This is a genomic window from Neorhizobium sp. DAR64860/K0K1 (genome assembly GCF_050500205.1).
Taxonomy (GTDB): Bacteria; Pseudomonadota; Alphaproteobacteria; order Rhizobiales; family Rhizobiaceae; genus Neorhizobium; species Neorhizobium soli.
Genome location: NZ_CP191459.1, coordinates 1,187,420 through 1,213,442, shown reverse-complemented (window position 1 = coordinate 1,213,442; position 26,023 = coordinate 1,187,420). Strand labels below are relative to the sequence as shown.

Annotated in this window: 27 protein-coding genes and 1 tRNA gene; 14 read left to right on the top strand and 14 right to left on the bottom strand. The window is 60.7% G+C overall.

Annotated elements, in window-relative coordinates:
• Positions 1-5: 5 nt before the first annotated feature.
• The 5 genes from ACQY1J_RS10555 to ACQY1J_RS10535 all read right to left on the bottom strand — a co-directional run bounded on the left by ACQY1J_RS10555 (position 6) and on the right by ACQY1J_RS10535 (position 5,124).
• Complete coding sequence (locus tag ACQY1J_RS10555; protein WP_430251910.1) at positions 6-734, bottom strand: copper homeostasis protein CutC; 729 nt, start codon at positions 732-734, stop codon at positions 6-8.
• Positions 735-739: 5 nt separating this feature from the next.
• A complete protein-coding gene (locus ACQY1J_RS10550; RefSeq protein ID WP_430251399.1) occupies positions 740-1,702 on the bottom strand; it encodes an ROK family protein in 963 nt (320 codons plus the stop codon).
• Positions 1,699-3,255 carry a VOC family protein gene (locus ACQY1J_RS10545; RefSeq protein ID WP_430251398.1) on the bottom strand — a complete coding sequence of 519 codons (1,557 nt, stop codon included), beginning with the start codon at positions 3,253-3,255 and terminating at the stop codon, positions 1,699-1,701. Before ACQY1J_RS10545 ends, ACQY1J_RS10550 begins: the two co-directional genes overlap by 4 nt.
• Positions 3,256-3,368: 113 nt before the next feature.
• A complete protein-coding gene (locus ACQY1J_RS10540) occupies positions 3,369-4,520 on the bottom strand; it encodes a M20 family metallopeptidase (RefSeq protein WP_209901303.1) in 1,152 nt (383 codons plus the stop codon).
• Positions 4,521-4,551: 31 nt separating this feature from the next.
• Positions 4,552-5,124 carry a DUF922 domain-containing Zn-dependent protease gene (locus tag ACQY1J_RS10535; protein WP_430251397.1) on the bottom strand — a complete coding sequence of 191 codons (573 nt, stop codon included), beginning with the start codon at positions 5,122-5,124 and terminating at the stop codon, positions 4,552-4,554.
• A gap of 185 nt (positions 5,125-5,309) precedes the next feature.
• Between ACQY1J_RS10535 and ACQY1J_RS10530 the strand changes: the two genes are divergently transcribed.
• The 9 genes from ACQY1J_RS10530 (at position 5,310) to ACQY1J_RS10490 (ending at position 13,694) form a co-directional block, all read left to right on the top strand.
• A complete protein-coding gene (locus ACQY1J_RS10530) occupies positions 5,310-6,062 on the top strand; it encodes a FadR/GntR family transcriptional regulator (protein ID WP_092660568.1) in 753 nt (250 codons plus the stop codon).
• A gap of 71 nt (positions 6,063-6,133) precedes the next feature.
• Positions 6,134-7,039, top strand: a complete 906-nt coding sequence (gene kdgD / locus ACQY1J_RS10525; RefSeq protein WP_062581182.1) for a 5-dehydro-4-deoxyglucarate dehydratase — start codon at positions 6,134-6,136, stop codon at positions 7,037-7,039.
• A gap of 4 nt (positions 7,040-7,043) precedes the next feature.
• The gene (locus ACQY1J_RS10520) at positions 7,044-8,195 is read left to right on the top strand and encodes a mandelate racemase/muconate lactonizing enzyme family protein (protein ID WP_430251396.1); all 1,152 of its coding nucleotides are present in this window, start codon (positions 7,044-7,046) and stop codon (positions 8,193-8,195) included.
• Positions 8,195-9,076: an amidohydrolase family protein gene (locus ACQY1J_RS10515; RefSeq protein WP_430251395.1), complete on the top strand. Its 882-nt coding sequence runs from the start codon at positions 8,195-8,197 to the stop codon at positions 9,074-9,076. Before ACQY1J_RS10520 ends, ACQY1J_RS10515 begins: the two co-directional genes overlap by 1 nt.
• 51 nt (positions 9,077-9,127) lie before the next feature.
• Positions 9,128-10,114 carry a TRAP transporter substrate-binding protein gene (locus ACQY1J_RS10510; protein WP_062456018.1) on the top strand — a complete coding sequence of 329 codons (987 nt, stop codon included), beginning with the start codon at positions 9,128-9,130 and terminating at the stop codon, positions 10,112-10,114.
• 87 nt (positions 10,115-10,201) lie between these two features.
• The gene (locus ACQY1J_RS10505) at positions 10,202-10,723 is read left to right on the top strand and encodes a TRAP transporter small permease (RefSeq protein WP_062456015.1); all 522 of its coding nucleotides are present in this window, start codon (positions 10,202-10,204) and stop codon (positions 10,721-10,723) included.
• Complete coding sequence (locus tag ACQY1J_RS10500) at positions 10,723-12,003, top strand: TRAP transporter large permease (protein WP_062456012.1); 1,281 nt, start codon at positions 10,723-10,725, stop codon at positions 12,001-12,003. Before ACQY1J_RS10505 ends, ACQY1J_RS10500 begins: the two co-directional genes overlap by 1 nt.
• Before the next feature lie 125 nt (positions 12,004-12,128).
• A complete protein-coding gene (pepT, locus tag ACQY1J_RS10495) occupies positions 12,129-13,364 on the top strand; it encodes a peptidase T (RefSeq protein WP_430251394.1) in 1,236 nt (411 codons plus the stop codon).
• A gap of 99 nt (positions 13,365-13,463) precedes the next feature.
• Positions 13,464-13,694 (top strand): DUF6894 family protein, encoded by a 231-nt coding sequence (locus ACQY1J_RS10490; protein ID WP_062456007.1) that lies wholly within the window; start codon positions 13,464-13,466, stop codon positions 13,692-13,694.
• Positions 13,695-13,703: 9 nt separating this feature from the next.
• Here ACQY1J_RS10490 and ACQY1J_RS10485 read toward each other — a convergent pair whose 3' ends face one another.
• Positions 13,704-14,417, bottom strand: a complete 714-nt coding sequence (locus ACQY1J_RS10485; protein WP_062456004.1) for a Crp/Fnr family transcriptional regulator — start codon at positions 14,415-14,417, stop codon at positions 13,704-13,706.
• 215 nt (positions 14,418-14,632) lie between these two features.
• On the opposite strand from ACQY1J_RS10485, the gene ACQY1J_RS10480 reads away from it, so the two are divergent.
• Positions 14,633-14,995 (top strand): response regulator, encoded by a 363-nt coding sequence (locus ACQY1J_RS10480; RefSeq protein WP_092660557.1) that lies wholly within the window; start codon positions 14,633-14,635, stop codon positions 14,993-14,995.
• Here ACQY1J_RS10480 and ACQY1J_RS10475 read toward each other — a convergent pair.
• The 3 genes from ACQY1J_RS10475 to ACQY1J_RS10465 form a co-directional block, all read right to left on the bottom strand.
• Positions 14,992-15,696: a Crp/Fnr family transcriptional regulator gene (locus tag ACQY1J_RS10475; protein ID WP_062455998.1), complete on the bottom strand. Its 705-nt coding sequence runs from the start codon at positions 15,694-15,696 to the stop codon at positions 14,992-14,994. The two genes, ACQY1J_RS10480 and ACQY1J_RS10475, sit on opposite strands and share 4 nt — an antisense overlap.
• A gap of 80 nt (positions 15,697-15,776) precedes the next feature.
• Positions 15,777-16,424 (bottom strand): nucleoside triphosphate hydrolase, encoded by a 648-nt coding sequence (locus tag ACQY1J_RS10470; protein ID WP_430251393.1) that lies wholly within the window; start codon positions 16,422-16,424, stop codon positions 15,777-15,779.
• 49 nt (positions 16,425-16,473) lie between these two features.
• Positions 16,474-17,136, bottom strand: coding sequence for a phosphatase PAP2 family protein (locus tag ACQY1J_RS10465; protein ID WP_062457946.1), 663 nt, complete (start codon positions 17,134-17,136; stop codon positions 16,474-16,476).
• Positions 17,137-17,407: 271 nt separating this feature from the next.
• On the opposite strand from ACQY1J_RS10465, the gene ACQY1J_RS10460 reads away from it, so the two are divergent.
• Positions 17,408-18,790: a sensor histidine kinase gene (locus tag ACQY1J_RS10460; protein ID WP_325262364.1), complete on the top strand. Its 1,383-nt coding sequence runs from the start codon at positions 17,408-17,410 to the stop codon at positions 18,788-18,790.
• Positions 18,787-19,452, top strand: a complete 666-nt coding sequence (locus ACQY1J_RS10455; RefSeq protein ID WP_062455995.1) for a response regulator — start codon at positions 18,787-18,789, stop codon at positions 19,450-19,452. Before ACQY1J_RS10460 ends, ACQY1J_RS10455 begins: the two co-directional genes overlap by 4 nt.
• 11 nt (positions 19,453-19,463) lie before the next feature.
• Here the strand turns inward: ACQY1J_RS10455 and ACQY1J_RS10450 are convergent, their stop codons facing one another.
• Positions 19,464-20,165 (bottom strand): hypothetical protein, encoded by a 702-nt coding sequence (locus tag ACQY1J_RS10450; protein WP_430251392.1) that lies wholly within the window; start codon positions 20,163-20,165, stop codon positions 19,464-19,466.
• 391 nt (positions 20,166-20,556) lie between these two features.
• Between ACQY1J_RS10450 and ACQY1J_RS10445 the strand changes: the two genes are divergently transcribed.
• On the top strand, positions 20,557-20,955 hold the full coding sequence (locus ACQY1J_RS10445; protein ID WP_062455989.1) for a DUF1236 domain-containing protein: 399 nt from the start codon (positions 20,557-20,559) through the stop codon (positions 20,953-20,955).
• Between the two features lie 281 nt (positions 20,956-21,236).
• Positions 21,237-21,896 carry a peroxiredoxin gene (locus ACQY1J_RS10440; RefSeq protein WP_092660551.1) on the top strand — a complete coding sequence of 220 codons (660 nt, stop codon included), beginning with the start codon at positions 21,237-21,239 and terminating at the stop codon, positions 21,894-21,896.
• A 65-nt stretch (positions 21,897-21,961) separates the two neighbouring features.
• Here ACQY1J_RS10440 and ACQY1J_RS10435 read toward each other — a convergent pair whose 3' ends face one another.
• The 4 genes from ACQY1J_RS10435 to ACQY1J_RS10420 all read right to left on the bottom strand — a co-directional run bounded on the left by ACQY1J_RS10435 (position 21,962) and on the right by ACQY1J_RS10420 (position 25,912).
• A complete protein-coding gene (locus ACQY1J_RS10435; protein ID WP_062581198.1) occupies positions 21,962-22,240 on the bottom strand; it encodes a hypothetical protein in 279 nt (92 codons plus the stop codon).
• 126 nt (positions 22,241-22,366) lie between these two features.
• Positions 22,367-22,456: transfer RNA gene (locus ACQY1J_RS10430), tRNA-Ser, on the bottom strand.
• 112 nt (positions 22,457-22,568) lie between these two features.
• Complete coding sequence (locus tag ACQY1J_RS10425; RefSeq protein ID WP_430251391.1) at positions 22,569-23,624, bottom strand: DUF2218 domain-containing protein; 1,056 nt, start codon at positions 23,622-23,624, stop codon at positions 22,569-22,571.
• 113 nt (positions 23,625-23,737) lie between these two features.
• A complete protein-coding gene (locus ACQY1J_RS10420) occupies positions 23,738-25,912 on the bottom strand; it encodes a TonB-dependent siderophore receptor (RefSeq protein ID WP_430251390.1) in 2,175 nt (724 codons plus the stop codon).
• Between the last annotated feature and the right edge of the window lie 111 nt (positions 25,913-26,023).

The following is a 26,023-nucleotide window of genomic DNA, read 5'->3' as shown; positions in this document are numbered from 1 at the left end:
AACCCTCAGCCGCCGACACCATCCAAGATCGTCCGCATCTCGCGCACGATGACTTCGCTTGTCCGGTATGATTGGTTAGCTTTAAAACCGAACTCGACAGCTCTGCCGTCACCGCGCTTGAGAACAGCGCGGCAGGAGCCGTGGACCTCGCGGGCACCGGTGCAGTTCAACAATTCGACAACGTTTGCCGGCGTGACCCCGCTGCCCGGCATGATCGACAACCGTGTCCCGGCTTGATCGACCAGTTGCTTCAACAGGTTCACGCCGTCTATGGCGCGCGGAACCAGCCCGGACGTCAGGATGCGCTCAACGCCGAGCGTCATCGCCACGTCGAGGGCCTCAACCGGATCCGGCACCAGATCGAAGGCACGGTGCAGCGTCACACCGAGACCGTCAGCATGTCGCATCAGGCGTTCGAGCAGCGCCACATCGAGACGGCCGTCGGCCAGATTCGCACCGATCACCACACCCGCCAACCCGGCGGACCGCACAGCGTCGATATCGCCGAGCATGGCCGCCTCGTCACCGAGACCGAACACGAAATCCCCTGCCCTCGGTCGGATCATCGCATAGACCGGGGTCGACGCTTTCGCCGCCAGTGCCATCAGCCCCGGCGACGGCGTCAGTCCGCCCAGATCGAGCGCCGCGCAGAGTTCGATCCGGTCGGCCCCGCCTGCCACAGCCGCCTCGAACCCCTCAGGCGTATCGACACAGACTTCGAGCGTCATCCGCATCGCCATCAGCCCTCCTGCCGGCCGAGCACCGCTGCCCCGACCAGCCCACCATCCGCCTGCCGAAGCGCCGGGATCACCAATGGGTGACTTATCCGGTTGAGGATGCGTTTGCGCACTGCTCCGTCCAGCAGGTCGATCAGTGCCGGAACGGAGGCCAGTCCCCCTCCGACGGGCACGACCGACGCCCCTGTCGTGTTGACCGCAAGCGCCAGGGGATCGGCAATCAGTTCCAGCCAGACGGCGATCGTCTTTTCCGCCAACGCATCGCCGGCCTGCCAGTCTTCAATGATCGTGTGACTGGTCTCGGCTCTCTCATGGAGCAGGCCGTCGATACGCTCTATCCCGCGTGCGCCGCCGACCGTATCGGCACAGCCGGACTGGCCGCAACCGCAGGCCAGGCGCGGAATGTGGATCGTCTCGCCGGCGATCTCGACGGTCGTATTGACGATCGGCCCGTGGCCCCATTCGCCGGTCACGCCGCCCGCACCGCGCACCAGCTTGCCACCAATCGCCAGACCACCGCCGATCCCGGTGCCGATGATGGCGCAGAACACGACGTCATGGCCCTTGCCGGCACCTTCACTGGCTTCGGCAAGCGTCAGGCAATCGGCGTCGTTGGCCGCAACGACCGGCCTCCCGAGCCGCGCGGAAAGTTCCGCCGCCACGGGACGTCCTGTGATGCAGGGAATGTTGGCGGCAATCGAAACGCCGGTCTTGGGATCGACGATCCCGGTGATCGACAACGCCAGCGGCGTCGAGTCATTGTCTTCGACCAGATGGGCATGCCGCGCGATCAGGTCAGACAGCGCGCGCACGAACGCATCCCAGTCGGAAGCGGGCGTAGCGACCCGTTCCAGAGGCTCGACGATGCCAGGCGCCGGCGACACCGCGAACTTGATGAACGAACCGCCGATATCGGCACAGAATACCGGCTTGTCGTTTCCGGTCGTGAACGCGTTACCTGTCAACCAATCCGCTCCTTGAGCCATGCATGCACGATGACCTCGTCTTCCGCGCCGAGGCCGTGATCCGCGTCGAGTACCCGGACCGTCACGTCCGCCCCGGCCGTCCGTAGCCTGTCCTCGATCTCGCCGGCAAGTGGGCCGTAAAAATCGTTGGTGGCGCTGAGTGACAGGAACTCTGCCCCGGAAAGATCAACGACGGGGCGCTCTTCGAGCACGTTCATCGAGCGCAGAAGCACTGCTCTGCGGATGACCTCCGGGTAAAGCTGCATCGTCGCGCCGATCATGTTGCCGCCGTTGGAATAACCGAGGAACGCGGTGCGCGCCGGATCCGCGCCATAGGCCGGAGCGATATCCTCGATGAACCCGACGAAAGCCTCCACTTCCGAGGCTATCTCCTCCTGGTCGAACGTCGTCTGACTGAGCCTGCGGAAAAACCGCGGATAGCCCTCGTCCACGGAACGGCCGCGCAGACCGATCAGCATGGCATTGGGCGCCACTTTGCGGCCAAGCGGCAGCAGTGACGTTTCATTGGCGCCGGTGCCGTGCATCAGCACCAGCGTCGTGCCATCCCAGTCATCAGGCATGTGAACACGATGAACAAACGGCAGATCGCGGTAGATGACGCGCTCTTCGCCGGGGAGACCGAACTGCGGCAGCATCACCTTCAGCGCCTCGTGATCCGCCTTGAAATGCTTCGGAATGAACAGCTGGCTTCCGAGCGTCTCGACCGGTTCATCGGTGGCAAAACCCGGCCCGTCCGAGGCGAGTTCAATCAGCGTGCCGCCCGGCTCGCGCACGTAGAGCGAATGGAAATACTGCCGGTCGTGGATATTCATTTCGCCCGCATCGGCAGCGGCAAGGTCTGCATACACCGCTTCGACCGCCGCGCGATCCGCAGCCCGGAAAGCGATATGATCGATCGCGCCCGTGCCTGGCGCCGACGTCCAGAAACCCGATGCATCGCGGACATCGACGATATCATGCGCATCCGAGACCAGACGCTGGATGTTGCCTTCCCGGCCTCCAACAGCCAACCCCATATGCCTCACAAGGAATTCAGCGGTCTCCTGAGGCTTCTCGGAAAGGATCGTCGCGCCGTAAAGTCTGCGGACTGCGTTTTCTTCGGCAATGCCACCATCCTTCCACCAAACCCAAGGCCCTGTTTCCTCGACGCCGACGAGCTTGACGATGATCCCGTCCGGATCCGTTAGGCGCAGCACGGGCTGGCCGAATTCCTGCGCAGGCCCGGATAGCTTGATGTTATATTGGAGGGCCCTCGTCAGCCAGAAGCCGATCGCTTCCGGCGAAATCTCCAGGCTGATCTCGCTCGGCGCCCCATGCCCGACCCGACCGAGCGATCCATCTTCCCAGGCGAGAAACGTCACGATCGATCCGGGCGATGCGGCACCGTCGCCGTAAAACAGATGCAACTGCTGCGCATCCTCGAAACCGGCGGTGCGTTTCACCAGCCGCAATCCGAGGAAGCCGACATAGAAGTCGACATTCGCCTGTATCTTGCGGGTGATGGCGGTGATGTGGTGCAGGCCGCTGGTCATGTCGGAATTCCCGATTGGTCTTCGATATCAGCCATATGGACGCAATTTCTGGACGATGAAAAGATGCCGTGATGGGTGCGGCCGGTGCCGCACCGTTCACAAAGCGGCACCCGTCAGGCTTCGGGCTCGAGCGACATCATCAGGTTGGCCAAGAGGGCCGTCCGCGGCGCAACGCTCGACAGCAAGATATACTCTTCGAACGTATGCGCGCCTGCGCCATCAGCGCCGAGACCATCGAGCGTGGGCACGCCAAGCGCTGCGGTGAAATTGCCGTCGGAACCGCCGCCGGTCGTGACGCCCTCCAGCGCAATGCCGAGATCTACAGCGATTTTCGCCGCCGTATCGAACAATCTCCGGCCCGCATCCGACTGCGCAAACGGTGGCCGGTTCATCTGTCCCTTGATCTCGAAACTGATATCCGGATCGACCGGCTGCATGGCGGCGATCTTCGCCGTGACTTCCGTGGCTGCCGCATCGTCGGGGACGCGCACATCCACCTGCATGCGGCATTCCGCCGGCACCGTATTGCGGCCGGTGCCGCCGCTGATCGTTCCGACCGTGACGGTGATGCCGCGCCCTGCGTCGTTCAGCGCCTCCAGATCGAGCACAAGCCTTGCTGCCGCCCGCACGGCGCTTCGTCCGTCCTGTGGCCGTGTGCCCGCATGCGAGGCCCGGCCACGCACGACGATATCGTACATCGCCACACCCTTGCGAGCGATGACGATCTTGCCGCCGTCGCGCGCCGGTTCCACCACCAGCGTATAACCGGCGCTGCGCGCGCATTCCTCCATGAAGGCCCGCGACGAAAAGCTTCCGACCTCTTCGTCCGGCACGAAAACGAGATCGACCGGCATTCTGCTGCCCTTTGCAACCGCGATCTTCAACGCCTCCAGCGCCATCAGTGCACCGGACTTCATGTCGTAGATGCCGGGACCGTAAAGCTTGTCGCCCTCCTGGCGGAGCGGAAGCTGGTTATCGATCACGCCGATCGCATGCACCGTATCGAGATGCGCAAGCACCAGAACCGATTTCTCGTTGCTCCCCGCCTGCCGTGGCGATCGGACCGCGAGGATATCGCCGAACCCGAGCGTGCCCGGCAGCCGTTCGACGGAAAGCCCGGCCTTAGCCGCACTGGCCTCCACCCGATCGGCCAGGAAGTTTACCGCCGCCGCATTGCCGGAGGGCGTCTCGATCCGCACCCACTCTTTCAGCTCTTCGATCAGAGCCTCGGCATCGACATCACCAGCGGAAATAACCTGCGTCATTGAAAGCTTCCTTTGAAAAATTCGCCTGTCTCTAGCGCTCGTTGACGAGCTGGAGGATCAGCTGCTGCACATTGCCGCCATCGCCGAGTTCTACCTTGTCGAAATCCCGGTTGCGTTGCTGATGGGCGGGAAAGATGACGGCGATCTTGCTCTGGAGTTCAGCCCGTACCTTGGTGCATTTCGGATCGTTAGGCACCGAAAGCCCGATACTGGCCGCCTCGATCTGGCGCACGAGATCCTCGATCATCGCGCCGTGGACCCGCTCATGCCGGCGCACGCCGTCAGTAAACGCGTCCCATTTCTGTTGAAGCGCGGGCGACAGCTTCGAGACAAGCTTTGGCAGTGTGTAGATGATGATGATGTTGGGGCGTGCCGAAACCAGCGTGCAGGCGCCGTCGGGCTGCGGTTCGTATTTGCGCGACCAGGTCAGCTTGAAATCCGTATGAGCAATCGCCCGAACCTGGCTGCCGACCTTGGGGCCGTTTTCGCCGATCGAGGAGTAGAGCTCGATGCCGGACGTGCCTTTGACCGGATAGGTCTGCACCTGCTCCACCGGCTTCCACTGCGCCTGCGTCGCCGCCGGCCAGAGACTAAGAGCACACAACAGACCGATACACCGAACTCTCTCGCGCACTCATCACCCGACATCTGAAATCAATGCCGCAACCTAGAGACAAGTGCGGCCGCTTTCAACTGCCGCAAAGGCTCCATAAGCAAAAGCCGTGACAACGAAGCCGACTTATCATACAGGTTAACGGGAGCAGATAACGAGAGCGCAAGGAGAGACGCATGGCTGGAGAGACGAGGCTGGAGCCGGCAAAGGGTGCAGGAACGCTGGTGTCTCAGCTGACGGATACATTGCGCCAGGCGATCGCCGCCGGTCAGTTCACGGCCGGTGCGCGGTTGCCAAGCGAAGCGCAGCTGACGGAGACCCACGGCGTCAGCCGCACCGTTGTGCGCGAGGCGATCGCCGCACTCCGCGCCGACCGTCTTGTGGAAGCGCGCCAGGGTGCCGGCGTCTTCGTGCTGGAACCACGGCAAAACACCCAGCCCACGATGCTCTCGCTCAACAATATCGATCTTGCTCAGGTGTCCTCGATGATCGAGCTCCTGGAGCTCAGAACCGCCGTCGAAGTGGAGGCTGCAGGCCTTGCAGCGGTGCGTCGCTCGCCGGCACAGGAAGAAAGCATTTTCGAGCACCACCATGCCGTCCGCGCCTGTCTCGAGGCAGACAAGCCGACCAGCGAGGCGGATTTTGCTCTCCATCTCGCCATTGCCGAAGCGACGAACAACCCACGTTTCCGCGAGTTCCTCACCATGATCGGCAAGCGGCTGATCCCCCGTGCGGCCCTGCGTCCGGACGATTCCGAATCCGATCAGGCGGCCTATATCGCCCTTCTCGACAAGGAGCATGACGCGATCGTCGTGGCAATTTCGGAAGGCGACGAAGAAGGCGCAAGGCAGGCCATGCGCAGCCATCTGCGCGGCGCGCAACTGCGCTACCGGACGTTGCTGCGCGAAGTCCGCCAATCTGTCAGATGACGTGTTGACACAAATTCATCATACATGTACGACAACATTGTCTGGAGGAGACACTGAGAGGATAACACTACATGACGCCTGAAGAGATCAAGGCAGCGCTTGGCGCCGGCCTGCTGTCGTTCCCTGTGACCCATTTCGATGCCGAGGGCCAGTTTCAGCCTGAAAGTTATCAGCGTCATATCGAGTGGCTTTCCGGCTTCGAGGCGCCCGTTCTCTTTGCCGCCGGCGGCACCGGAGAATTCTTCTCGCTGGCACCCGACGAAATTCCCGCCATCGTGAAATCCGCCAAGGAAGCGTCCGGCAAGACCGCGATCGTGTCGGGCTGCGGCTTCGGCACGCATGTGGGCGTCGATCTTGCAAAGAAGGTCGAGAAAGCAGGCGCGGACGGCATTCTGCTTCTGCCCCACTACATGATCGATGCGCCGCAGGAAGGCCTGTACAAGCATGTGAAGGCGATCTGCCAGTCGGTCGGCATCGGCGTCATGGTCTATAACCGCGACAACTCCGTGCTTCAGGTCGACACGCTGCAGCGGCTCTGCGACGAATGCCCCAACCTGATCGGCTTCAAGGACGGCACCGGCGATATCGGCCTCGTACGCCAGATCACGGCCACGATGGGCGACCGGCTGATGTATCTCGGCGGCATGCCGACGGCCGAATTGTTTGCCGAAGCCTATCTCGGCGCCGGCTTCACCACCTATTCGTCGGCCGTCTTCAACTTCGTGCCGGGTCTTGCTGTCGAGTTCTACAAGGCACTGCGTGCCGGCAATCGCACCCGCTGCGAACAGATCCTCACCGAATTCTTCTACCCCTTCATGGCGCTTCGCGGCCGCCGCAAGGGTTATGCCGTCTCGGCCATCAAGGCCGGCGTGCGCCTGCAGGGCTTTGATGCAGGCAAGGTCCGCCCGCCGCTCGATGACCTGACGGAAGAAGAAGAGCAGATCCTGCTGAAGCTCATCGGCGATCAGAAGCGGTGAACCCATGAAGATCGCTGCGGTCCGCACTCACCTTCTCGAACACCGGCTGGATGTCGCCTTCGAAAGCGCCTCGATGCGCTTCGACCGCCGCGCCCATATCCTGGTCGAGATCGAGTGCGACGACGGAACCATCGGCTGGGGAGAATGCCTCGGCCCGGCCCGACCCAACGCGGCCGTGGTGGCGGCCTATGCGAACTGGCTGATCGGCGAAAATCCGCTGGAAACCGAAAAGATCTGGGCGAAGCTCTATAACGCCCTGCGTGACCAGGGCCAGCGCGGCCTTGCGGTCACGGCTCTCTCAGGCATCGACATCGCGCTCTGGGACATCAAGGGCAAGCATTTCGGCGTGCCGGTCTCGATCCTGCTCGGCGGCCGGTTTCGCGAGAGCGTCAAGGCCTATGCCACCGGCAGCTTCAAGCGCGATGGCGTCGACCGCGTCGAAGACAATGCCCGCGATGTCGCCCGCTACCGCGACGAAGGTTTCCACGCGACGAAGATCAAGATCGGCTTCGGCGTCGAGGAAGACCTTCGCGTCATCCGCGCCGTGCGGGAAGCAGCCGGTCCCGACATGCGCCTGATGATCGACGCCAACCACGGCTATGACACGGTGGAAGCCGTCAAACTCGGCAACGCGGCGGCACAATACGACATCGACTGGTTCGAGGAGCCTGTCGTGCCGGAACAGCTGGCCGCCTATCGCGAAGTCCGTGCCCGCCAGCCGATACCGGTTGCCGGCGGCGAAACCTGGCACAGCCGATGGGGCATGCGCGAGCCGGTGGAAACCCGCGCCGTCGACATTCTCCAGCCGGATCTCGCCGGCGTCGGCGGGTTTACCGAGGCCAAGCGCGTCGCCGATCTCGCGGCGCTTCATGGTATCCGCGTTGTGCCCCATGTCTGGGGCACGGCCGTCCATATCGCCGCCGCCCTGCAGTTCATGGCCGCGATGATCCCGAGCCCGGTTCGTGTCAATCCGATCGAACCCATTCTCGAATTCGATCGCACCGACAACCCTTTCCGCCAGGCGGTGATCAAAACGCCGATCGAACATCGGCAAGGCGTGGTGCAGATCCCCGATGGCCCAGGCCTCGGGATCGAGATCAACCGCGACGCGCTGAAGGAATTCAAAATGCCTGAACCGAAGTCGGGAGAGGTCTGATGCTTGTTCGTCCGCTCTCCGGAGACGCGCCCAAGACGAAACTGCCAAAAGGCGCGGTCAACTCGCAGATGCATATGTATCTGCCGGGTTTCCCATCGCAGCCCGGCGGCCCGGGCCTGCCAGTCGGCACTCTCCCCGATGCGGACCAGTATCGCCAGTTCATGGCGTGGCTCGGCATCGACCGGGTCGTGATCACGCAGGGCAACGCCCACCAGCGCGACAACACCAACCTCGTCGCCTGCCTGAAGGAAATGGGCGAAGTCGCCCGCGGCGTTGCGGCGGTCGCGGGTGATGTCTCCGAGAGCGAACTTGATCAGCTCGCCGAAGCCGGTATCGTCGGCCTGCGCATCATGGATCTGCCCGGCGGTGCCGTGGACCTTTCGGCGCTCGAAGCACTCGACGCCAAGGCTGCCGCCCGCGGCTGGATGCTCGCAGTCCAGTTCGACGGCAGCAATATCCTCGAGCATGAGCCACGCCTTGCCAAACTCAAAAGCCGCTGGGTGTTCGACCATCACGGCAAGTTCTTCTCCGGCGCAACGCCAGAGGGCCCGGAGATCGCAGCGCTGAAGCGACTGATGGATATCGGCAGATGCTGGTTCAAGTTTGCAGGCGTCTACGAGTCCTCGAAGTCCGGCGCACCTGATTATGCCGATGTCGCGGCCTTCTCGCGCGACATCGCAGCCTATGCGCCTGAACGCATCGTCTGGGGCAGCAACTGGCCGCACAACCTTGCACGCGAGCAGAAGGACTATCCGGACGACGTCGCGTTGACCGACACGGTTCTAAGCTGGCTGGCGGACGAAGGAGCGCTTGAGCTGGCGCTCGTGAAGAACCCGGAACAGCTGTTTGGCCTTCCGGACTGGAGTGCATCGACCAAATAAATTTAATCACCGCCGGCGCGTGGAGGCGACGGCTTTTTGGAGGAGGAAGACATGAAACTGACGAAAGCCCTCGGGCTCGCATTTTGCCTGGCGCTGGCCACCACCACGGCCCATACCAGCGTCCGCGCGCAGGAGATCACCCTGCGCTCTGCCGATATCCATCCTGATGGCTATCCGACTGTCGAAGCAGTCAAATACATGGGCGACCTCGTCAAGGAACGCACCAGCGGCCGCATCGGCGTGCAGGTGATGAACAACTCGGTTCTCGGCGGCGAGAAGGACACGATCGAGCAGACCCGTTTCGGCGTCATCGACATGAACCGCGTCAATGCCGCGCCGTTCAACAACCTCATCCCCGAGACGGTCGTTCTTGGCCTGCCCTTCCTGTTCCGCTCGACCGACCACATGCATAAGGTCGTCGACGGCCCGATCGGCGACAAGATCCTTGCCGCCTTCGAACCACACGGCCTGATCGGTCTGGCCTACTACGACAGCGGCGCGCGCTCCTTCTACACCACCAAGAAGCCGGTCGAAAAACTGGCCGACCTCAAGGGCATGAAGATCCGTGTCCAGCAGTCCGACCTCTGGATCGCGATGATGCAGGCCTTCGGTGCAAACCCGACGCCGATGCCGATGGGCGAAGTCTACTCGTCGCTGGAAACCGGCGTTGTCGACGGTGCTGAAAACAACTGGCCGTCCTACGAATCGGCCCGTCATTACGAGGTCGCCAAGAACTATTCGCTGACCCAGCATTCGATGAACCCGGAAATTCTGGTCATGTCGAAAGTCTCCTGGGACAAGCTGACGCCCGATGACCAGAAGGTCATCCGCCAGGCCGCGAAGGACAGCGTCGTCAAGATGCGCGAACTGTGGGCTGCCCGCGAAAAGTCTTCGGAAGAAAAGGTCCGCGCCGGCGGCGTAAAGGTCATTACCGTCAACAAGGACGAGTTCTCGGCCGCGATGAAGCCAGTCTACGACAAGTTCGTGACCGACGCGAAGATGAAGAGCCTGTTGGAAGAAATCCAGGCCGTCAACTGACAGCCCTGATCGGCCGGCCCCGCCACACCGGGGTCGGCTGTGCTTTTCCGACATCGGGGAACCTGTCGGGCTTTGGAGGACGGGACAATGCGAAATTTCATGCAGGCGATAAGACCTGTTCTTAGCATGATCAGCCGATCATCATTGTGGATCGCCGGTATCGGCATGGTCTCGATGACCCTGATCGTCGGCTGGCAGGTTTTCAGCCGTTATATTCTCAACGATAGTCCCAGCTGGTCGGAGCCGTTGTCGCTCTATCTGATGTCCTGGTTCATCATGCTTGGCGCTGCGGTCGGTGTGCGCGAAAGCGTCCATCTCGGGCTCGACGTTGTTCGCTACATCATGCCGCCGGCCATCCAGCGGGCCATGGACCTGCTCAGCCTCGGACTGATCGTGCTGTTTGGCATCGGCATGGCCTATTACTCATCGCTTCTGGCGATCGGGACCTGGACGGCGCGCATCCCCGTACTCGGATGGCCCGGCGGTACGGATTTCTTTCCGATGATCGTCGGTGGCGCAATGATATCGATCTTTTCACTCGAACGTTTCATCGACGTCGCGATCGGCGAGGAAATCGCAGCGGACGTACTTGTGCAGGAGGCCGCATAATGGCCTATACCATTCTTTTCGGCGCCTTCACCTTTCTGATGATCATCGGCATGCCGATCGCATTTTGCCTCGGCATCGCATCCTTCGCGACGGTGCTCTATATCGGCCTGCCCCCGATCGTCGTCTTCCAGCAGATGAATTCCGGCATGAACGTGTTTGCCATGATGGCGATCCCGTTCTTCATCTTCGCTGGCGACCTGATGGTACGCGGCGGTATCGCCACTCGGCTGATCCGCTTTGCGGCCGGCCTGGTCGGCCACATGCGGGGTGGCCTCGGCCAGGTCAACGTGGTCGCTTCGACCCTGTTCGGTGGCATTTCCGGTTCTGCGGTGGCCGACGCTTCGGCGGTCGGCGGCCTGATGATCCCGCAGATGGCAGCTCGCGGCTACGACCGGGATTATGCTGTCAACGTGACGGCAAATGCTGCGATCATCGCGCTGATGATCCCGCCGTCGCACAACATGATCCTTTATTCGATCGCAGCCGGCGGCAATGTCTCCGTCGCCGATCTCTTCACCGCGGGCATCATTCCCGGACTGCTTCTCGCCGCCGCCTTGATGGTCACGGCCTGGTGGGTTGCCGTCAAGCGCGGTTACCCGGCGGACCCGTTCCCCGGCTTCAGGCGTGTGGGTTACTACTTCCTGGCGTCGCTCCCGGGCATCCTCCTGATCGCAATCATTTTCGGCGGTGTCCGCTCGGGCGTGTTCACGGCAACGGAAAGCTCCTGCATCGCGGTCCTCTACGCCTTCCTTGTCGCGATGATCGTCTATCGCGAACTGAACTGGGATGGTTTCGTCGAAGCGGTTATGGGTGCTGTCCGCACCACGGCAATGGTCTTGCTGGTGATCGGCATGGCTGCCTCGTTCGGCTGGCTGATGGCTTTCCTGCAGGTGCAGACGCTGATCATCGCCGCGATCTCGGCCATCTCTGACAATCCGATCATCGTGCTCTTGATGATCAATATCATCCTGCTGGTGCTTGGCACGTTCATGGACATGGCGCCGATGGTGATCATCGCAACGCCGATCCTGCTGCCGGTCGTCAAGGCGTTCGGCATCGATCCCGTCCATTTCGGCGTGGTAATGATCCTCAACGCCGGTATCGGACTGAACACGCCTCCGGTCGGAACCGTGCTCTTCGTCAGCTGCGCGGTGGGCGGCATCACCATCCGCGAAGCTATGAAGACCATCTGGCCGTTCTTTGGCGCCAGCATCTTCGTGCTGCTGCTGGTCACCTATATCCCCGGCCTGTCGCTCTGGCTGCCGGCTCTGTTCAAGTAGGCCGAGGCTGTTCAAGTCGGATAGTCATCGCTCCTGAAATCAAAGGTCCCGTCCAGCACGGGACCTTTTGCATTTTGGAGATGTCAGGCTACAGTCCGGCTTTGATTTGATCCGGATATTTGCTCATGACCGATACCGTTACCGACCGCTTCCTCCGATATGTCGTCATCGATACCCAGTCGGATGCCTCCTCACCCACCCAGCCATCGACCTCGAAACAGCTGACGCTCGGCCGTGTTCTGGTCGAAGAACTGCTGGAGATCGGCCTCTCAGACGCGCATCTCGACGAACACGGCTATGTCTATGCAACGGTGCCGTCCAATACGGGCAAGAACAACGTGCCCGTCGTCTGCTTCTGCGCGCATATGGATACGGCACCAGACTTCAGCGGCACCGATGTCAAGCCGCAGGTAATCCGTAACTACCAGGGCGGCGATATCGCACTTCCCGGCCATGCGGGTCGCGTGATCCGCGAGAGCGAGCACAGGGAACTGAAGAACCAGATCGGCCACGACATCATCACCTCCGACGGCACGACGCTTCTCGGCGCCGACGACAAGGCGGGCCTTGCCGAAATCGTCACGGCCGCGAAATACCTGATCGACAACCCCGACATCAAGCATGGCGCCATCCGCCTCCTGTTCACGCCGGACGAAGAGATCGCCCGCGGCGTGGAAAAGGTGGATATTCAAAAGCTCGGCGCCGATTTTGGCTATACGCTGGATGGCGAAACAGTCGGCACGATCGAAGATGAGACGTTTTCTGCCGACGCGGTCGAGATCGCCATCACCGGCGTCGCGATCCACCCCGGTTTCGCCTACGGAAAGATGGAAAACGCGATCCGCATCGCCGGCGCCATCGTCGATCGCCTGCCAAAACACATGGCGCCGGAAACGACGAAAGGCCGGGACGGCTTCATCCATCCGACGGATCTGAGCGGCAGCATGGAAAAGGCAAAGATCAGCCTGATCATCAGGGACTTCGCCGACGAGGGTTTGAAAACCAAGGAGACGTTGCTCGAGGATATCGTCAAGGACGTCATGCACGACTATCCCGGTTCGACCTACACGTTCACCGTCATCGAGCAGTATCGCAACATGAAGCTGGTGCTCGACCGTCATCCTGAGATCGTCGAGAATGCGATCGAAGCGATCAAGCGGGCCGGTCTGACGCCGAAGCGCGGCAGCATCCGCGGCGGCACTGACGGTTCAAGGCTATCCTTCATGGGCCTGCCCTGCCCCAACATCTTTGCCGGCGGCCATGCATTCCACTCCCCGCTGGAATGGGTCAGCAGCCAGGATATGGAAAAGGCGGTCGACACGATCGTTGAACTGGCCAAGCTCTGGGAAGAGCGCGCCTGAGCCTATGTACGCAACCGTACAGTCTTTGCCGACATGAACACGGATCTGGAACCTAAGCGAGCCTCGCGGGTATGAATAAAAAGCTCGCTAGGTACCCACATGCCCCGATTTTATTTCCACGTTCGTGACGGCAAAGATTTGATCGAAGACGAAGAAGGCAACGATCTTCCGGATCTTCCAAGCGCCCTGGCCGAGGCCGAGGCGTCTGCGCGCGAAATCATGGCCGACCGGTTGCGACAGGGTCGTCCTTCCGTCTCACCAATGATTGAAGTTCGCGACTACAAGGGAACGAAGGTTGGGGAGTTCTCCCTGCCCGCGGCGACAAACTGAGGTCGACTTCTACCTCAAGGGTCCGATCAGACGCTCGTATTCCCGCTCGCATTCCCCGTAGGCATCTTTGGCGAAATCCTCGAGTGCGCTACGGTCTCTGACGATGATCATGCCACGCTCGGAGTAGATCAGCTTGCGACCTTCGAGCAGATGCAGTGCCGTCGTCACGCTCGGTCGGCGGACAGCCAACATGATCGAGAGGAATTCGTGGGTAAGGCTGATCTCGTCGCCGTCGGTCCGATCGTGACACATCAGGATCCACCGGGCCAGACGTTCGTCGATGTGATGGACGGCGTTGGACAGTGACGTGTAGGCCCCCTGGACCGACAGGGCCTGGCTGTAGCGCGTCAGAAGGTTGAGACAGGCGCGATCCTTCAAAGCCAGCTTCAACTGATCTGAGGCCAGACGGTAACCACGGCCCTCCACTTGCATAAAGATCGAATAGGGGTCCGATTCCGCGTCAAGGACCATCGCCGTGGGGGTCATTCCGTCGCGACCAAAAATTCCGATCTCAGCATGCTGCCCTTGCGGAGACCTCGCCACAATCGAGGCGATACCGGATTCCGGGAAATAGGCGTGCAGGGGCGTTTCGTTCGGAGCCGATAGCTCGGTTCCACGCGGAAGATCGACATGTTCGAGATGCGGCGCAATTGCTTCGAAGCTTTCTCGGGGCATCAGCCGGAGAAGCGAATTCCGGACCGTATCTTTCTGAATGTCACCCATCGCCAACCCTTGAAGGCAGAGACCAGCCTGCTCGGCCTATGGAGATATCTCCGCCTGAATAGAATGATTCCATCTATGTCCATAAAATAAGCGAGACAACCCGCTTCCCAACGTCGGTACGCTATCAGACCAACGGACAAAGTCCGAAGCAAATTGATTAGAACGAATCCGCGCTTTCAACACAGTGACCCTTTGGAACTGGTTTGTCGAAACATATGATTTTATTGCTTGAAGATCAGCCGCTCATTTCGTTGGATATCGAGGACGCGCTCGGGGCTGCTGGGCTGAATAACGTCATCAATCTACGCTCGAAACAAGCTGCGCTGGAATGGCTGCAGAAGAATGTTCCGAGCATTGTCATTCTCGATCTTCATCTGACCGACGGTGATTGCTACGGGGTCATCCAGGTGTTGCATGACGCTCGCATCCCATTCGTGGTCTACTCGGGCAGTGAAAAGCCGCAGGACTGGGAAAACGAGCTCTTCAGCGATGGCGTCTGGATTGACAAGCCGGCCGATCCAGCGTTCATCGTTTCCGTCGTCGAGCAGAAGCTCGCCGCGGTTTCAGCCAGAGCTTAGACTGACGCTGACATCTCCATCACGCGCTGATATTCAACCTCACCTCCGCCATAGCAGTCGGCTGCGAGTTTCTCCAGCGCCGGACGGTCTCGCACGACAATCGTTCCCCGATACGAATGGATCATTTGCCGACCTTCGAGCACATGCAGCGAGGTCGTTACACTCGGACGCCGGACGGCAAGCATGATTGCCAGGAATTCGTGTGTGAGGTTGACTTCGTCGCTGCCCGTGCGGTCGTGACACATCAGGATCCATCGGGCCAGACGCTGCTCGATCGTCTGGGTGGCATTGGTCAGCGCAGTCAGAGCAACCTGCACCGAAGAAACATGCGCCCACCGGAAAAACACCCGGCGTATCTCCGGCCTGCTCCAGATGAGGTCAACCATCTGCCCGACCTCGATGCGTGCGCCGTGCCCCGGAACCTGCATGATGACCTTGTACGGGTTACGATCGGATCCCAGTATCGCCGACGCGGGAGACATGCCTTCCCGCCCGAACAGTCCGATCTCGGACTGCTTGCCGCGCGCAGAGATCGCGACGGTCGACCCGATCCCGGAATAGGGGAAATAGCAGTATCGGTCGACTTCGTCCGGTCCGGAAAGGAGCATGCCCTGCGGCAATTCGAGCTCCTCCATGCAGCGTTCCGCGTGCGAGTAGTCGTCCTCGGACAACAGGGATAGCAGCGTGTTGGGTGATCGCATTGGTTTTCACCCGTCCTCTGTGATCGTTACCCTGTTATATTTGGATCACGAAGTCGATCTGTGTAGCCCCCCGGGAGCACTTATCGTGCGGCTTCGAGATCCAGTCTTTCGAGAACCAGATCGGCGCCCTTCGATTTTTCCAGCACCAACCGAACATTCGGCATGTCGTTTCCGTGGATCTTGTCTTCGAAGGCCTGGCCGGACAGACCGTAGAACGTCCATCGCGCCTCCAGACGCCGTTGCAGCTCCTCGACCGGCGGGGCGAGCAGGATCCGGTAGTCGAACAGCGGTGCAAGACGCTCCCAGCCACCCTCGCCCAGCAGAAGATAGTTGCCCTCGATCACGATGAACCGATGGCGTGGCGAGACGACCCGTGCCGCAGCGATCGCCAGTTCGCGCGACCTGTCGAACACGGGCACGAGCACTTCATCTTCGGCCGCTTTCACGGCCTGGACGACATCGATAAAACCGCGCAGGTCGAACGTATTGGGCGCGCCCTTGCGGGCGAGCAATTCGCGCTCCTTGAGAATGCCGTTGTCCATGTGGAAACCATCCATTGGCAGGACTTCGGCTGTCTCCCCGCGTCCGGAGAGCTTGGATGCCAGAATGTCGGCCAGTGTCGACTTCCCCGCTCCGGGTGGTCCAGCGACCGCGACGAGCGAGCGAGACTTTCCCTCCTCCGTCTTCAGGATAAGGTCGCACAGTTCGTCGAGTTGCATGTCCGCCATCGCTATTGCCTTTTCGTTTGCCCACTCATTCCCGACGCGGTCGTTTCATTCAAGATGCGCGTGACGAAATATACCGTCGCGCGACAATCCAGCAGCCGGCAGCCCAGGCTGCACCCGCACACCACCCCGCCATCACGTCTGTTGGATAGTGAACGCCGAGATAAAGGCGGCTGAGACCGACCAGCAGGGTCAGCAGGATGCCGGTCGCGAGGAAAAAGATGCGGGTCGAGCGATATTGTTCGGCACGTGACAGCAGGGCCGCAAGGGTGAGATAGGTCACCGCCGAAAGCATCGCATGCCCGCTCGGGAAGCTCAGGTCGTGGACATTGACGAGATGCGGTACGATGTCCGGCCTAGGCCGCGCCACGCCGAGCTTGAGAAGGTTGCTGAGCAGCCAACCGCCGAGAATGGATAGAAACATGAAGACGGCGATCGAGCGGCGGCCCGCGAGCAGAAGATAGATCGTGGCAAGCACCGTCATAAGCGATAGCACGGTAATGCCGCCAAGCGCGGTGATGTCACCGACGGCATGGGTCAGCCAGTAGGGCCCGATCGGCACCGAAGGATCGCCTGCCTGGCGCAGAGCAAGCAGTATCCGTTCGTCGAATTCGTGCGTTTCGCCATCGATCACGATACCGGTCAGGCTGATGAACAGGAAGAGGCTACCGGCCAGGAGTGAGAACATGATCAGGCCAAGAGGCTCAAAGGTCATGAACCGCTCGGCAATGATCGTTCTCAGGCGTTGCAGCACGGCATCGTCTCCGGGTTTGCATCATCAGCCGCGATGGCGACGACGTCGTTGTCGGTTTCATTGCTGCAACAGATAGGCAGGAGAGACGTGAAGGCAAAGAAGGTGCATGAAGAATGTGTTGTGGAGGCATCACCGCTCCTTTCGCGACACGGCCACAATTGATCCTGCTTTCGGCTGCCATAGGTATGGCTCGATCAATCGAGGCCCCGGGGCATTGCTGAAGACAGGAATTTTGGAACGCTGGAACCAACAGACGCTGGCGCGGCAATTTCTGTTTGCCGGCGGCATCGTGTCCATCGTTGCAATGCTGCTGGTCGGCGCCTTCGTGACGAACCTCATCGAAGACGCGGTCACACGCAATTCTGCGGCTACCACCGCACTCTATGTCGATAGCATCATTGCGCCGATCCTGCCGGATCTCAAGACAACGGACACGCTCGACGACGTGACCAACCGCGTTCTCGACGAAACCTTCGGTCAGGGCGCTCTCGGGAAGCAGGTCGTCTCCTTCAGGCTATGGCGCGCAGACGGCACCGTTCTCTATGCGACGGACAAAACGATCCAGGGCAAACGTTTCCCGCCGGGCAAGGATCTGACCGCAGCCTTTTCCGGCAAGATGGTCGCACAGTTCGACTATGTCGATGATGCCGAAAGTTTCGATCAGCGCAGTTTCGGAAAGCCGCTTCTCGAAATCTACAATCCGATCCTGCAGCCCTGGTCCGGCGAGGTGATCGCGGTCACGGAATTCTACGAGATCGCCGATGATTTCCAGCAAAGCCTGTCGCAGGCGCGCCTTCAGAGCTGGCTAGCCGTCGCCGGGGTCACGACGACGTTCTTCCTGCTTTTGTCGGCGATCGTCTTCAAGGGCAGCCGGATGATCGAGGCGCAGCAGCGCAGCCTCACGGAGCGGGTGGTGGACCTGCAGAGCCTGCTGACCCAGAACAGGACCTTGCACAGCCGTGCACAGCGCGCGTCGCAACGCGCAACAGCGTTGAACGAAGGCTACCTGCGGCGGCTGGGTGCCGACCTGCACGACGGCCCGGCCCAGCTTGTCGCCTACGCGGCGCTGCGCGTCGACAGCGCGCTCCTGGTCGATCCGGAAGCTCCCCGCGATGTCCGGGAAGCGGAGATTGCTGCAATCAAGGCGCGCTTGCAGGAAGCGATGGATGAGATCCGCAGCATCTGCAGCGGGCTTGTCCTGCCGCAGATCGAAACGGCAGCTGTGCCGGAAATCCTCGAAAAGGTCGTTGGCGCTCACCGCGAGCGGACTGCGGCGACCGTTGACCTCAACGTCGCATCGCCCGCCAGACCGCTTCTTCCTTCCGCCAAGATCTGTATCTACCGGTTTGTCCAGGAAGCGTTGAACAACGGATACAGGCACGCCGCTGGCGCAAACCAGACAGTCACCCAAACCTACGAAGGCAACATGATCATTGTCGAGGTAAGCGACGATGGACCCGGCTTCGACAAATCCACTATGAGGCCGGAAGGATTAGGGATCGCTGGTCTCAGGGAGCGGATTGAAAGCCTCGGGGGAACCTTTGATCTCGCGACGTCTTCTCGTGGAACAACGGTCAGAATGTCGCTGAACGTTCATGAATCGGAGCATGTATGAAAGCCCCAACCAGAATAGCCGTCATCGACGATCACCCGCTGTTTCGCGAGGGAGTGATCCGCAGCCTATCTGAAATGGAGGGTTTCGAGATCGTGGCGGAAGGTGGCTCAAAGGACGAGGCGCTTCATATCGTCGAGCATATCCGCCCCGACGTTATGCTGATGGACATCTCGATGCCCGGAAACGGACTGCAGGCCGTTGCCGGCGCCGTCGAGGCCTGGCCCCCTATCAAGATCGTCATGCTGACCGTATCGGAAGCCAACGAGGACATTGCAGGTGCTCTGAAGCTTGGGGCCAAAGGCTATGTTCTGAAAGGCATCGGATCCCGCGAACTGGCCGACGTCGTCCGCACCGTTGCCTCTGGAGAACCCTACCTGGCCCCGAGCCTCTCTGCCCGGCTTCTCGCCGGCATGGCAAAGGAACGGGAAAATGCCGCAAAGCAGGATCTGATGGCGGAATTGACGGACCGCGAACAGGAAGTCCTCAACCTCGTGGCATCGGGTCTCAGCAACAAGCGGGTAGCGCAGCTGCTCGATCTGCATGAGAAGACGGTCAAGCACCACATGACGCGCATTCTGTCGAAACTCAAAGTCTCCAACCGCACCGAAGCAGCGCTGGCCCTTCGGGATGCGACCGAAAGTCGGACGGGCGGGGCAGCCTAGCGCGGTATCCGTTAGCGGCTTAGCGTCTCAAGTCTCTTTCGGTCCGATCGTGTGGCCTCGCGGTTCACGATCGGTCTTTGCCGTGAATCCCGCATCTCGTACCGATCGCCTGAGATCCGTTCTGTGGTTCCGTTCGCATGACGAACAGACAGCGAGCGCGAATTCTTAGAGGTCTTCTTCCGTCCTTCGGCCGAGACGTCCGGTGTCTCGGGTTCCGTCCCGATCGCATTGTCCTTTTGGGTGCCGGTGTTCTGCGGTCCATCAGTCACGGTTCCATTCGCCGGAGCATCCGAGGGTGTCCCCGACGTACCGGCATTTTGCGCGTCCCCGCGATTGCCCTCTCCCGGCGCACCGCTACCAGAGCCGCCTTTGCCCCCGTCACCCTTCGATCCGCCATCCGAGCCGTCACCCGCTGAGCCGCCGCCCTGCCCTGACCCGCCTTGGCCTGAACCACCTGGGCCAGAGCCACCGGGACCAGAGCCACCCGAGCCAGAACCACCTTGCCCCGAGCCACCCTGACCCGAGCCTCCCTTGCCACCATTACCGCCGGCTCCGCCACCAGACCCTGCACCGCCATTGCCTTGCGCCTGTGCCTGGGCGATCCCGATCAGCATTCCATCCGACGCCACATCGAAACGAAGCTGCGCAGGCAGAAACACCGTGACGAATGCTGCGGTGGTGACGGCGGTGAGTATGTCTCGGCGTGTGATCATCTGTTGGCTCTTCAAATATGCCGTGACAACCGGCGCAATGCCCGTCGTATCGGCCTCTTGCCACATGAGGTGTCAGCATCCCGCCTGCGCAGGTGCACTGAATATTTGAAATCCACCGGCCGCCGGAATTGTTCCGTCTTTTCCGTCTCTTCGGCAAGATCCGGCATGTCTCAGCCTTTGGTCCCATACCGCACAGGACTGAAGCCCAATGGCTGGAACGAACCATCCGTTCGGCCATTGTCAGGTCGTATCAAGGCGCTGAACACATTATCCTTTTGGGTATCAGGACATCGCCATACTCATCCAGAACGGGGTCGAAAACGACCGTTGCATCTGGCGGAACATAAAACTGCCGGGCCGGTCCCGTCGCAGGCATCGAAAGGTAAACGTTATGAAAACGAAGATCCTCGTTCTTTCTACCCTTCTTAGCATCGGCATTGCGCCGGTCGCTATGGCGCAGCAGGGCACGGTTAATGGTGCAGCAGGCGGCGCGGTTACCGGCGCAATCGTCGGCGGACCTGTCGGCGCAGCCGTTGGTGGCGTCGCTGGCGCGATCGTCGGCAGCGCAATCGATCCGCCGCCGCAGCGCGTCGTCACCTATGTCGAGCAGCAGCCGATGCCAACCGAACGCGTCGTCGTCAAGGAGCGCATCGTGGTCGGCCAGGCGGTTCCTGAAACCGTCGTTCTCTCGCAGATCCCAGAAGCGCCGGAATATTCCTACACGGTCGTCAACGAGGAACGCGTGATCGTCGATCCGCAGACCCGCAAGGTCGTCCAGATCATCCGCTAACCGCGGTCGAAGGATTTCCCGTCAGCCTCGCCTTCCGAAAGGAATGCGGGGCTGATTTGCATTCAGATGCCGGTCATCGGCGACGAACTGAGACCGCGCAATGCGACTTCGATATCGTTACTCTATGCGCAACTTTTCGCCCCATCTCGCTCGCAATTTGGAACAAACGTGGTGGTATTCAGTGGGCCGACCGCTAATATCTAAGGTGACCCAAAGGCGGCGCCCGACCGGGTATGTCGCCGTCACCGATCACAATGCGAAAAGCACTGGAGGACTTCACCATGAGCCTGCGTATCAACGACATCGCCCCGGACTTTACTGCCGAAACAACCCAAGGCACGATTGAATTCCACAACTGGATCGGCGATGGCTGGGCGGTTCTCTTTTCCCACCCGAAGAACTTCACGCCCGTCTGCACCACCGAACTCGGCACAATGGCGGGGCTCGAAGGTGAATTCACCAAGCGCGGCGTCAAGATCGTCGGCATCTCGGTCGATCCTGTCGAAAGCCACGGTAAGTGGAAGGACGATATTCGCACGGCAACTGGCTACGATGTCGATTATCCGTTGATCGGCGACAAGGATCTGAACGTCGCGAAACTCTATGACATGCTGCCGGCAAGCGCCGGGTCATCGTCTGAGGGCCGCACACCTGCAGACAACGCGACGGTGCGTTCCGTCTACGTCATTGGTCCAGACAAGAAGATCAAACTGATCCTCACTTACCCGATGACAACAGGTCGCAATTTCAATGAAATCTTGAGAGCGATCGATTCGATCCAGCTGACGTCAAAGCATCAGGTCGCAACGCCTGCCAACTGGCAGCAGGGCGACGATGTGATCATTACGGCAGGGGTTTCGAATGAGGATGCGCTTGCGCGTTTTGGATCGTTCGACACGGTTCTTCCGTATCTGCGCAAGACGAAGCAGCCGTCGGCCTGAGCCCTACGGTCCACAATGTGAAAACAGGCGCATGGAAGAAATCCATGCGCCTGTTTCAGGTCTTATTAGTCGCGCTCAGCGGCACTGTATAGAAGGAAGCCGATTGCGGCTCCGATCGCGAGCGCGCCGACGAGTGCACCGGTTGCGGTGCCTGGGTTGCGGCGTACGACCTCCGAAATGTCATGGCTGCCGTGCTGCAACTGCCGCGCCACCTGACGGGCACGCGGCGCGAGATAGCTGGATGCCTCGCTTGCCGAAGAGCTGGCCTGTTTCATGAGAGCCGAACGCAGGTCGGCGAGCTGATCGGACAGACGATCGATGTCGGAGGAAATATCGCGAGCCATGGGGTATCCTTCTTGATAGGTGAATGACTATCAACGGGTACGTCGCGAGGTGGTTCCTGACTTATCTTTCTGAAGGTGCAAAAGTTCCCAGAAAAGATGTCGAGACGAAACGATCTGGGAAAATAATGGCGGAGAAGATGGGATTCGAACCCACGATACCCTTCCGGGTATACTCCCTTAGCAGGGGAGCGCCTTCGACCACTCGGCCACCTCTCCGCACTGTTCCCTAAAAGGGAACGATGGCGTCCTATCTGCTTCGCCATGCCGGCGTCAACCATGTTGCCGCTCGCACCCGACGATTAGGGCCTTTGCCCCACGGCAATCGCTCTCAGTGCTTGTTGTCGCCCCAGTATCCGATCACGCACATGCGCTTCTTGTCGTGGCCGCGGGACTTGAGATGGTTACGGAGAGGCCGAGCTTCGGACTTCTCGCATCCGATCCAGATAAAGGTGTCAGGCCCCGCCTGCTCGATAACAGGAAGAACGACGGGACCGAGGATCCCGGCTTTGCCAGGCGCAATGCCCTTGCGGTGCAGCCACGTGATCTCGACCGACGCCCTGGAGCAAAGCGGCAACTGATCGGCAACGTCGTCGACTTCGATAAACACCTGCAGCCGCGCATCGGCAGGCGCTTCGGCGAGGATGCGGGAAATCGCCGGCAAGGCCGTATCGTCGCCGGCAAGGATCATGTGCCGGGCATCCGGCAAACCGCCGCCGCCCGGTCCCAGCAGACCTGCGACATCGCCCGGCTCGGCATTGCGGCCGAACTCGGAGCCCGGCATGGGCCGGCCGTCGCTTTCATGAAGCACGAAGTCGATATCCATCTCGCCGCGCGCAACGTCCACACTGCGGATCGTGTAGATGCGGATCACCATTTCGTCTTCGCCGTTCAGCCAGCCGAGGCGACCATCCGCACGGGTAACCGGCCAGACGGGCTTGCGGCCCTTCTTCGGGATCAGCAGGCGAATGTGGTAGTCGGCGCCGACGAACCGGGCAATGTCGTCGCAGGCAAGCGTCAGGCGGCGCATATGCGGCGTTACATGCCGCGCAGCAACGACGCGAATTTCGGTAAGGCCCGGGATCGGCGTCAGGGCCGCTTCGTCATGCCAGTTCAGCTCAAGCGGCTCTTCGCCGGCAAACATGAAAAGATGCTCGGCAATCGAGCTGCGCACCAGTTGCAGCAACTGCGCCGACGGGCAGGAAATATCGATCGAAAGGCAGCCGCCCTGCTTGCGGATATTGGCTTCGCCAACCTCGCTTGCGAGATTGACGTGGTCGCCGTCGCGCTTGACTTCGCTATGCTCGACGAAATGTTCGCAGATCTCGCACAGCATGCGCTCCGGATCGACCGGAATTGCCTGGCCGGAAAGCGTAAACCTGTCCATCAACATTCCCGTCGCGCTCCTCTGCGCTCACCCGTTCGTCAACAGTCTCATGAGCCGGTCGAATGGAAAGGCCCCGTAGGGCCTTCCTGCTAAACTTTACCGGCGCTGTCAAGTTACCAAACCTTACTGACTTTCAAGGTCAGCGTACGCGCTTCGCCGTAGCCGCAGAAATACATCGTGTTGCAGCCCGCAACGTATTCCTTGTCGAACAGGTTGGTCACGTTGAGAGCAGCTTTCCAGTCGTTCTTTTCATAGCGGATACCCGCATCGAACACGGTCGCATCCTTCACGCGAAGCGTATTGGCGTCGTCAGCCCAAGACTCGCCGCGGTAGCGCACGCCGGCCCCGAGACCCAGGCCTGCGAGCGGTCCGTCCGTGACCGTGTAGTCCAGCCAGAGCGAAGTCTGCGCGTTCGGCACCACCGCCGGCGTATTGCCCTCCAGCGAGGAATCGCCAGGGTTTTCGGTGAACTCAAGATCCGTATAGGAGGCGGCAGCGATCAGCTTCCAGTTGCGATCCAGATTGAACTTGCCTTCGAGTTCAACACCGCGTGAGCGGACTTCGCCGAGCTGACGGTCACCGATGGCCGGGACACTGACCGTGTAGTTCTGCTTGTCGATCTGGAATACAGACGCCGTCAGACTTCCGTCGAGCCAGGTCGGCTCGTACTTGACGCCGGCCTCGTACTGCTCGCCTTCTTCGGGCTTCAGCGCGCCATCCGCACCGGTGCCGACCAGCGGGCTGAAGAAGGTGGCGACGCTGGCATAGGGCGTCACACCGTTTTCGAATTCGTAGGCGATGCCCGCACGGCCGCTCCAGGCGGTATCGTTCAGCTTGGCATCACCGGTGCCAAGGCGGTCGTCCACCTCGCTTTCAAGATAATCGAAGCGACCGTTGAGGGTGGCGACCCAGCCTCCGCCGAACTTGATCTGGTCCTGAACATACGCACCGACCTGATTGATCGTGTAGATCTGATGCGTCGAAGGCACGAGTGTTGGTGTTGGCAGGTCATTGCTCGGGTTGAGCGGATCGTATTGCGGCGGATAGGAACCGAAGGGTGTCGCGAGCTGATCGTTGTCGAGACGGTAGTAGCGATAATCCACGCCAGCCATCACCTTGTGGCTCGCGCCGCCAAGCTCGAACTCGTTCTCCAGCCGGTTGTCGATATTGAACGAGTTGGCCGAAGAGCGCACGTCGTCTGCGTAGGTCAGCACCAGACCATCGGTCTGCGAGAGGAAGTCGAACGCGTAGATCTGGCGTTCGCGCTTGTCGAGATGCGCGTAGCGCAGGTTCTGCGTGAACTTCCAGCCGCTATCGAATTCATGCTCGAACTCGTAGCCGACCATTGCCTGGGTCGAGCGACCGATATCGAAATCCGGATCGCCGACAAACACGTCACGGTCAAGTTTGCCGAACACGGGATTGCTTTCCACGGTGCCCGTATAGGGCAGCAGACCGTTGGACGTATGGGTCTGATCGAGCTTGCTGACGGAGCCCCAGACATTGAGGCTGGTCGTGTCGGTCGGCTGGAATGTGATCTGCGGCATGAACACGCCGCGGATGTCATCCTGCTCATCCGAATAGCCCTGGCCGCCGGAAAGCTTGCCCGTGAAGCGGTAGCTGACGACATCGCTGCCGAGCGCCTTGTCCGAGAAGTCGAAGCCGGCATAACCGCTGCCGTTGCTGTCCACTCCGAGCTCGGTGTAAAAATAGGGCTCGTCCGTCGGACGCTTGCGCACCAGGTTCACGACACCGCCGGCATTGGCGCCCCCGAGCAGAACCGATGCCGGGCCTTTAAGAACTTCCACGCGCTCCAGCAGGAACGGATCGATCTGGAAATTGCCGAAGGCGTGGCTGGTCAGAGCCAGATTGTCGTAGAAGAGACCGGTCTGCGACGCGTTGAAGCCGCGCACATAAATCCAGTCGGTATCGGGATCCGAACCGTAAGGCTGCGCAAAGACGCCGGGCGTATATAGAAGCGCCTGATCGACCTTGTCGACGACGCCGCGATCCTCCAGCTCCTGCCGTCCGACGACGGATACGGACTGCGGAATTTCATTGATCGGCGTATCGGTCTTGGAACCCGTGGTCGTCTGCTTGGCAACGTAACCCTCAACAGGGCCGGTACCGCCGCCTTCCGTTCCTTGGCCCTCGATGACGATAGGTGCAAGCGTTGTCCCCTCGCTCTGCACCTGCGCCCGCGCGCTAAACGATGCGCTGAGCGCCATAAGGGCAACCCCTGCCCCAAGCGCCGCCTTCACCTTGTTCTTCCCCAACATTCCACTCATATTCGCCCCACTCACGCCGCCACACTACCTGGCACAATAGATGAGTGTTTAACTCAAATTAAACGCCGTCGCTTGCCCGCATCCGCGATATTTGAACGATCTTGGGCAAAG

Excerpts from the sequence above, each read along its gene's own strand:
- ACQY1J_RS10555 (WP_430251910.1), bottom strand. The coding sequence starts at position 734 with ATGCGGATGACGCTCGAAGTCTGTGTCGATACGCCTGAGGGGTTCGAG.
- ACQY1J_RS10545 (WP_430251398.1), bottom strand. The coding sequence starts at position 3,255 with ATGACCAGCGGCCTGCACCACATCACCGCCATCACCCGCAAGATACAG.
- ACQY1J_RS10540 (WP_209901303.1), bottom strand. The coding sequence starts at position 4,520 with ATGACGCAGGTTATTTCCGCTGGTGATGTCGATGCCGAGGCTCTGATC.
- ACQY1J_RS10530 (WP_092660568.1), top strand. The coding sequence starts at position 5,310 with ATGGCTGGAGAGACGAGGCTGGAGCCGGCAAAGGGTGCAGGAACGCTG.
- kdgD (WP_062581182.1), top strand. The coding sequence starts at position 6,134 with ATGACGCCTGAAGAGATCAAGGCAGCGCTTGGCGCCGGCCTGCTGTCG.
- ACQY1J_RS10520 (WP_430251396.1), top strand. The coding sequence starts at position 7,044 with ATGAAGATCGCTGCGGTCCGCACTCACCTTCTCGAACACCGGCTGGAT.
- ACQY1J_RS10515 (WP_430251395.1), top strand. The coding sequence starts at position 8,195 with ATGCTTGTTCGTCCGCTCTCCGGAGACGCGCCCAAGACGAAACTGCCA.
- ACQY1J_RS10510 (WP_062456018.1), top strand. The coding sequence starts at position 9,128 with ATGAAACTGACGAAAGCCCTCGGGCTCGCATTTTGCCTGGCGCTGGCC.
- ACQY1J_RS10505 (WP_062456015.1), top strand. The coding sequence starts at position 10,202 with ATGCGAAATTTCATGCAGGCGATAAGACCTGTTCTTAGCATGATCAGC.
- ACQY1J_RS10500 (WP_062456012.1), top strand. The coding sequence starts at position 10,723 with ATGGCCTATACCATTCTTTTCGGCGCCTTCACCTTTCTGATGATCATC.
- pepT (WP_430251394.1), top strand. The coding sequence starts at position 12,129 with ATGACCGATACCGTTACCGACCGCTTCCTCCGATATGTCGTCATCGAT.
- ACQY1J_RS10490 (WP_062456007.1), top strand. The coding sequence starts at position 13,464 with ATGCCCCGATTTTATTTCCACGTTCGTGACGGCAAAGATTTGATCGAA.
- ACQY1J_RS10485 (WP_062456004.1), bottom strand. The coding sequence starts at position 14,417 with ATGGGTGACATTCAGAAAGATACGGTCCGGAATTCGCTTCTCCGGCTG.
- ACQY1J_RS10480 (WP_092660557.1), top strand. The coding sequence starts at position 14,633 with ATGATTTTATTGCTTGAAGATCAGCCGCTCATTTCGTTGGATATCGAG.
- ACQY1J_RS10475 (WP_062455998.1), bottom strand. The coding sequence starts at position 15,696 with ATGCGATCACCCAACACGCTGCTATCCCTGTTGTCCGAGGACGACTAC.
- ACQY1J_RS10470 (WP_430251393.1), bottom strand. The coding sequence starts at position 16,424 with ATGGCGGACATGCAACTCGACGAACTGTGCGACCTTATCCTGAAGACG.
- ACQY1J_RS10465 (WP_062457946.1), bottom strand. The coding sequence starts at position 17,136 with ATGACCTTTGAGCCTCTTGGCCTGATCATGTTCTCACTCCTGGCCGGT.
- ACQY1J_RS10455 (WP_062455995.1), top strand. The coding sequence starts at position 18,787 with ATGAAAGCCCCAACCAGAATAGCCGTCATCGACGATCACCCGCTGTTT.
- ACQY1J_RS10450 (WP_430251392.1), bottom strand. The coding sequence starts at position 20,165 with ATGATCACACGCCGAGACATACTCACCGCCGTCACCACCGCAGCATTC.
- ACQY1J_RS10445 (WP_062455989.1), top strand. The coding sequence starts at position 20,557 with ATGAAAACGAAGATCCTCGTTCTTTCTACCCTTCTTAGCATCGGCATT.
- ACQY1J_RS10440 (WP_092660551.1), top strand. The coding sequence starts at position 21,237 with ATGAGCCTGCGTATCAACGACATCGCCCCGGACTTTACTGCCGAAACA.
- ACQY1J_RS10435 (WP_062581198.1), bottom strand. The coding sequence starts at position 22,240 with ATGGCTCGCGATATTTCCTCCGACATCGATCGTCTGTCCGATCAGCTC.
- ACQY1J_RS10425 (WP_430251391.1), bottom strand. The coding sequence starts at position 23,624 with ATGGACAGGTTTACGCTTTCCGGCCAGGCAATTCCGGTCGATCCGGAG.
- ACQY1J_RS10420 (WP_430251390.1), bottom strand. The coding sequence starts at position 25,912 with ATGAGTGGAATGTTGGGGAAGAACAAGGTGAAGGCGGCGCTTGGGGCA.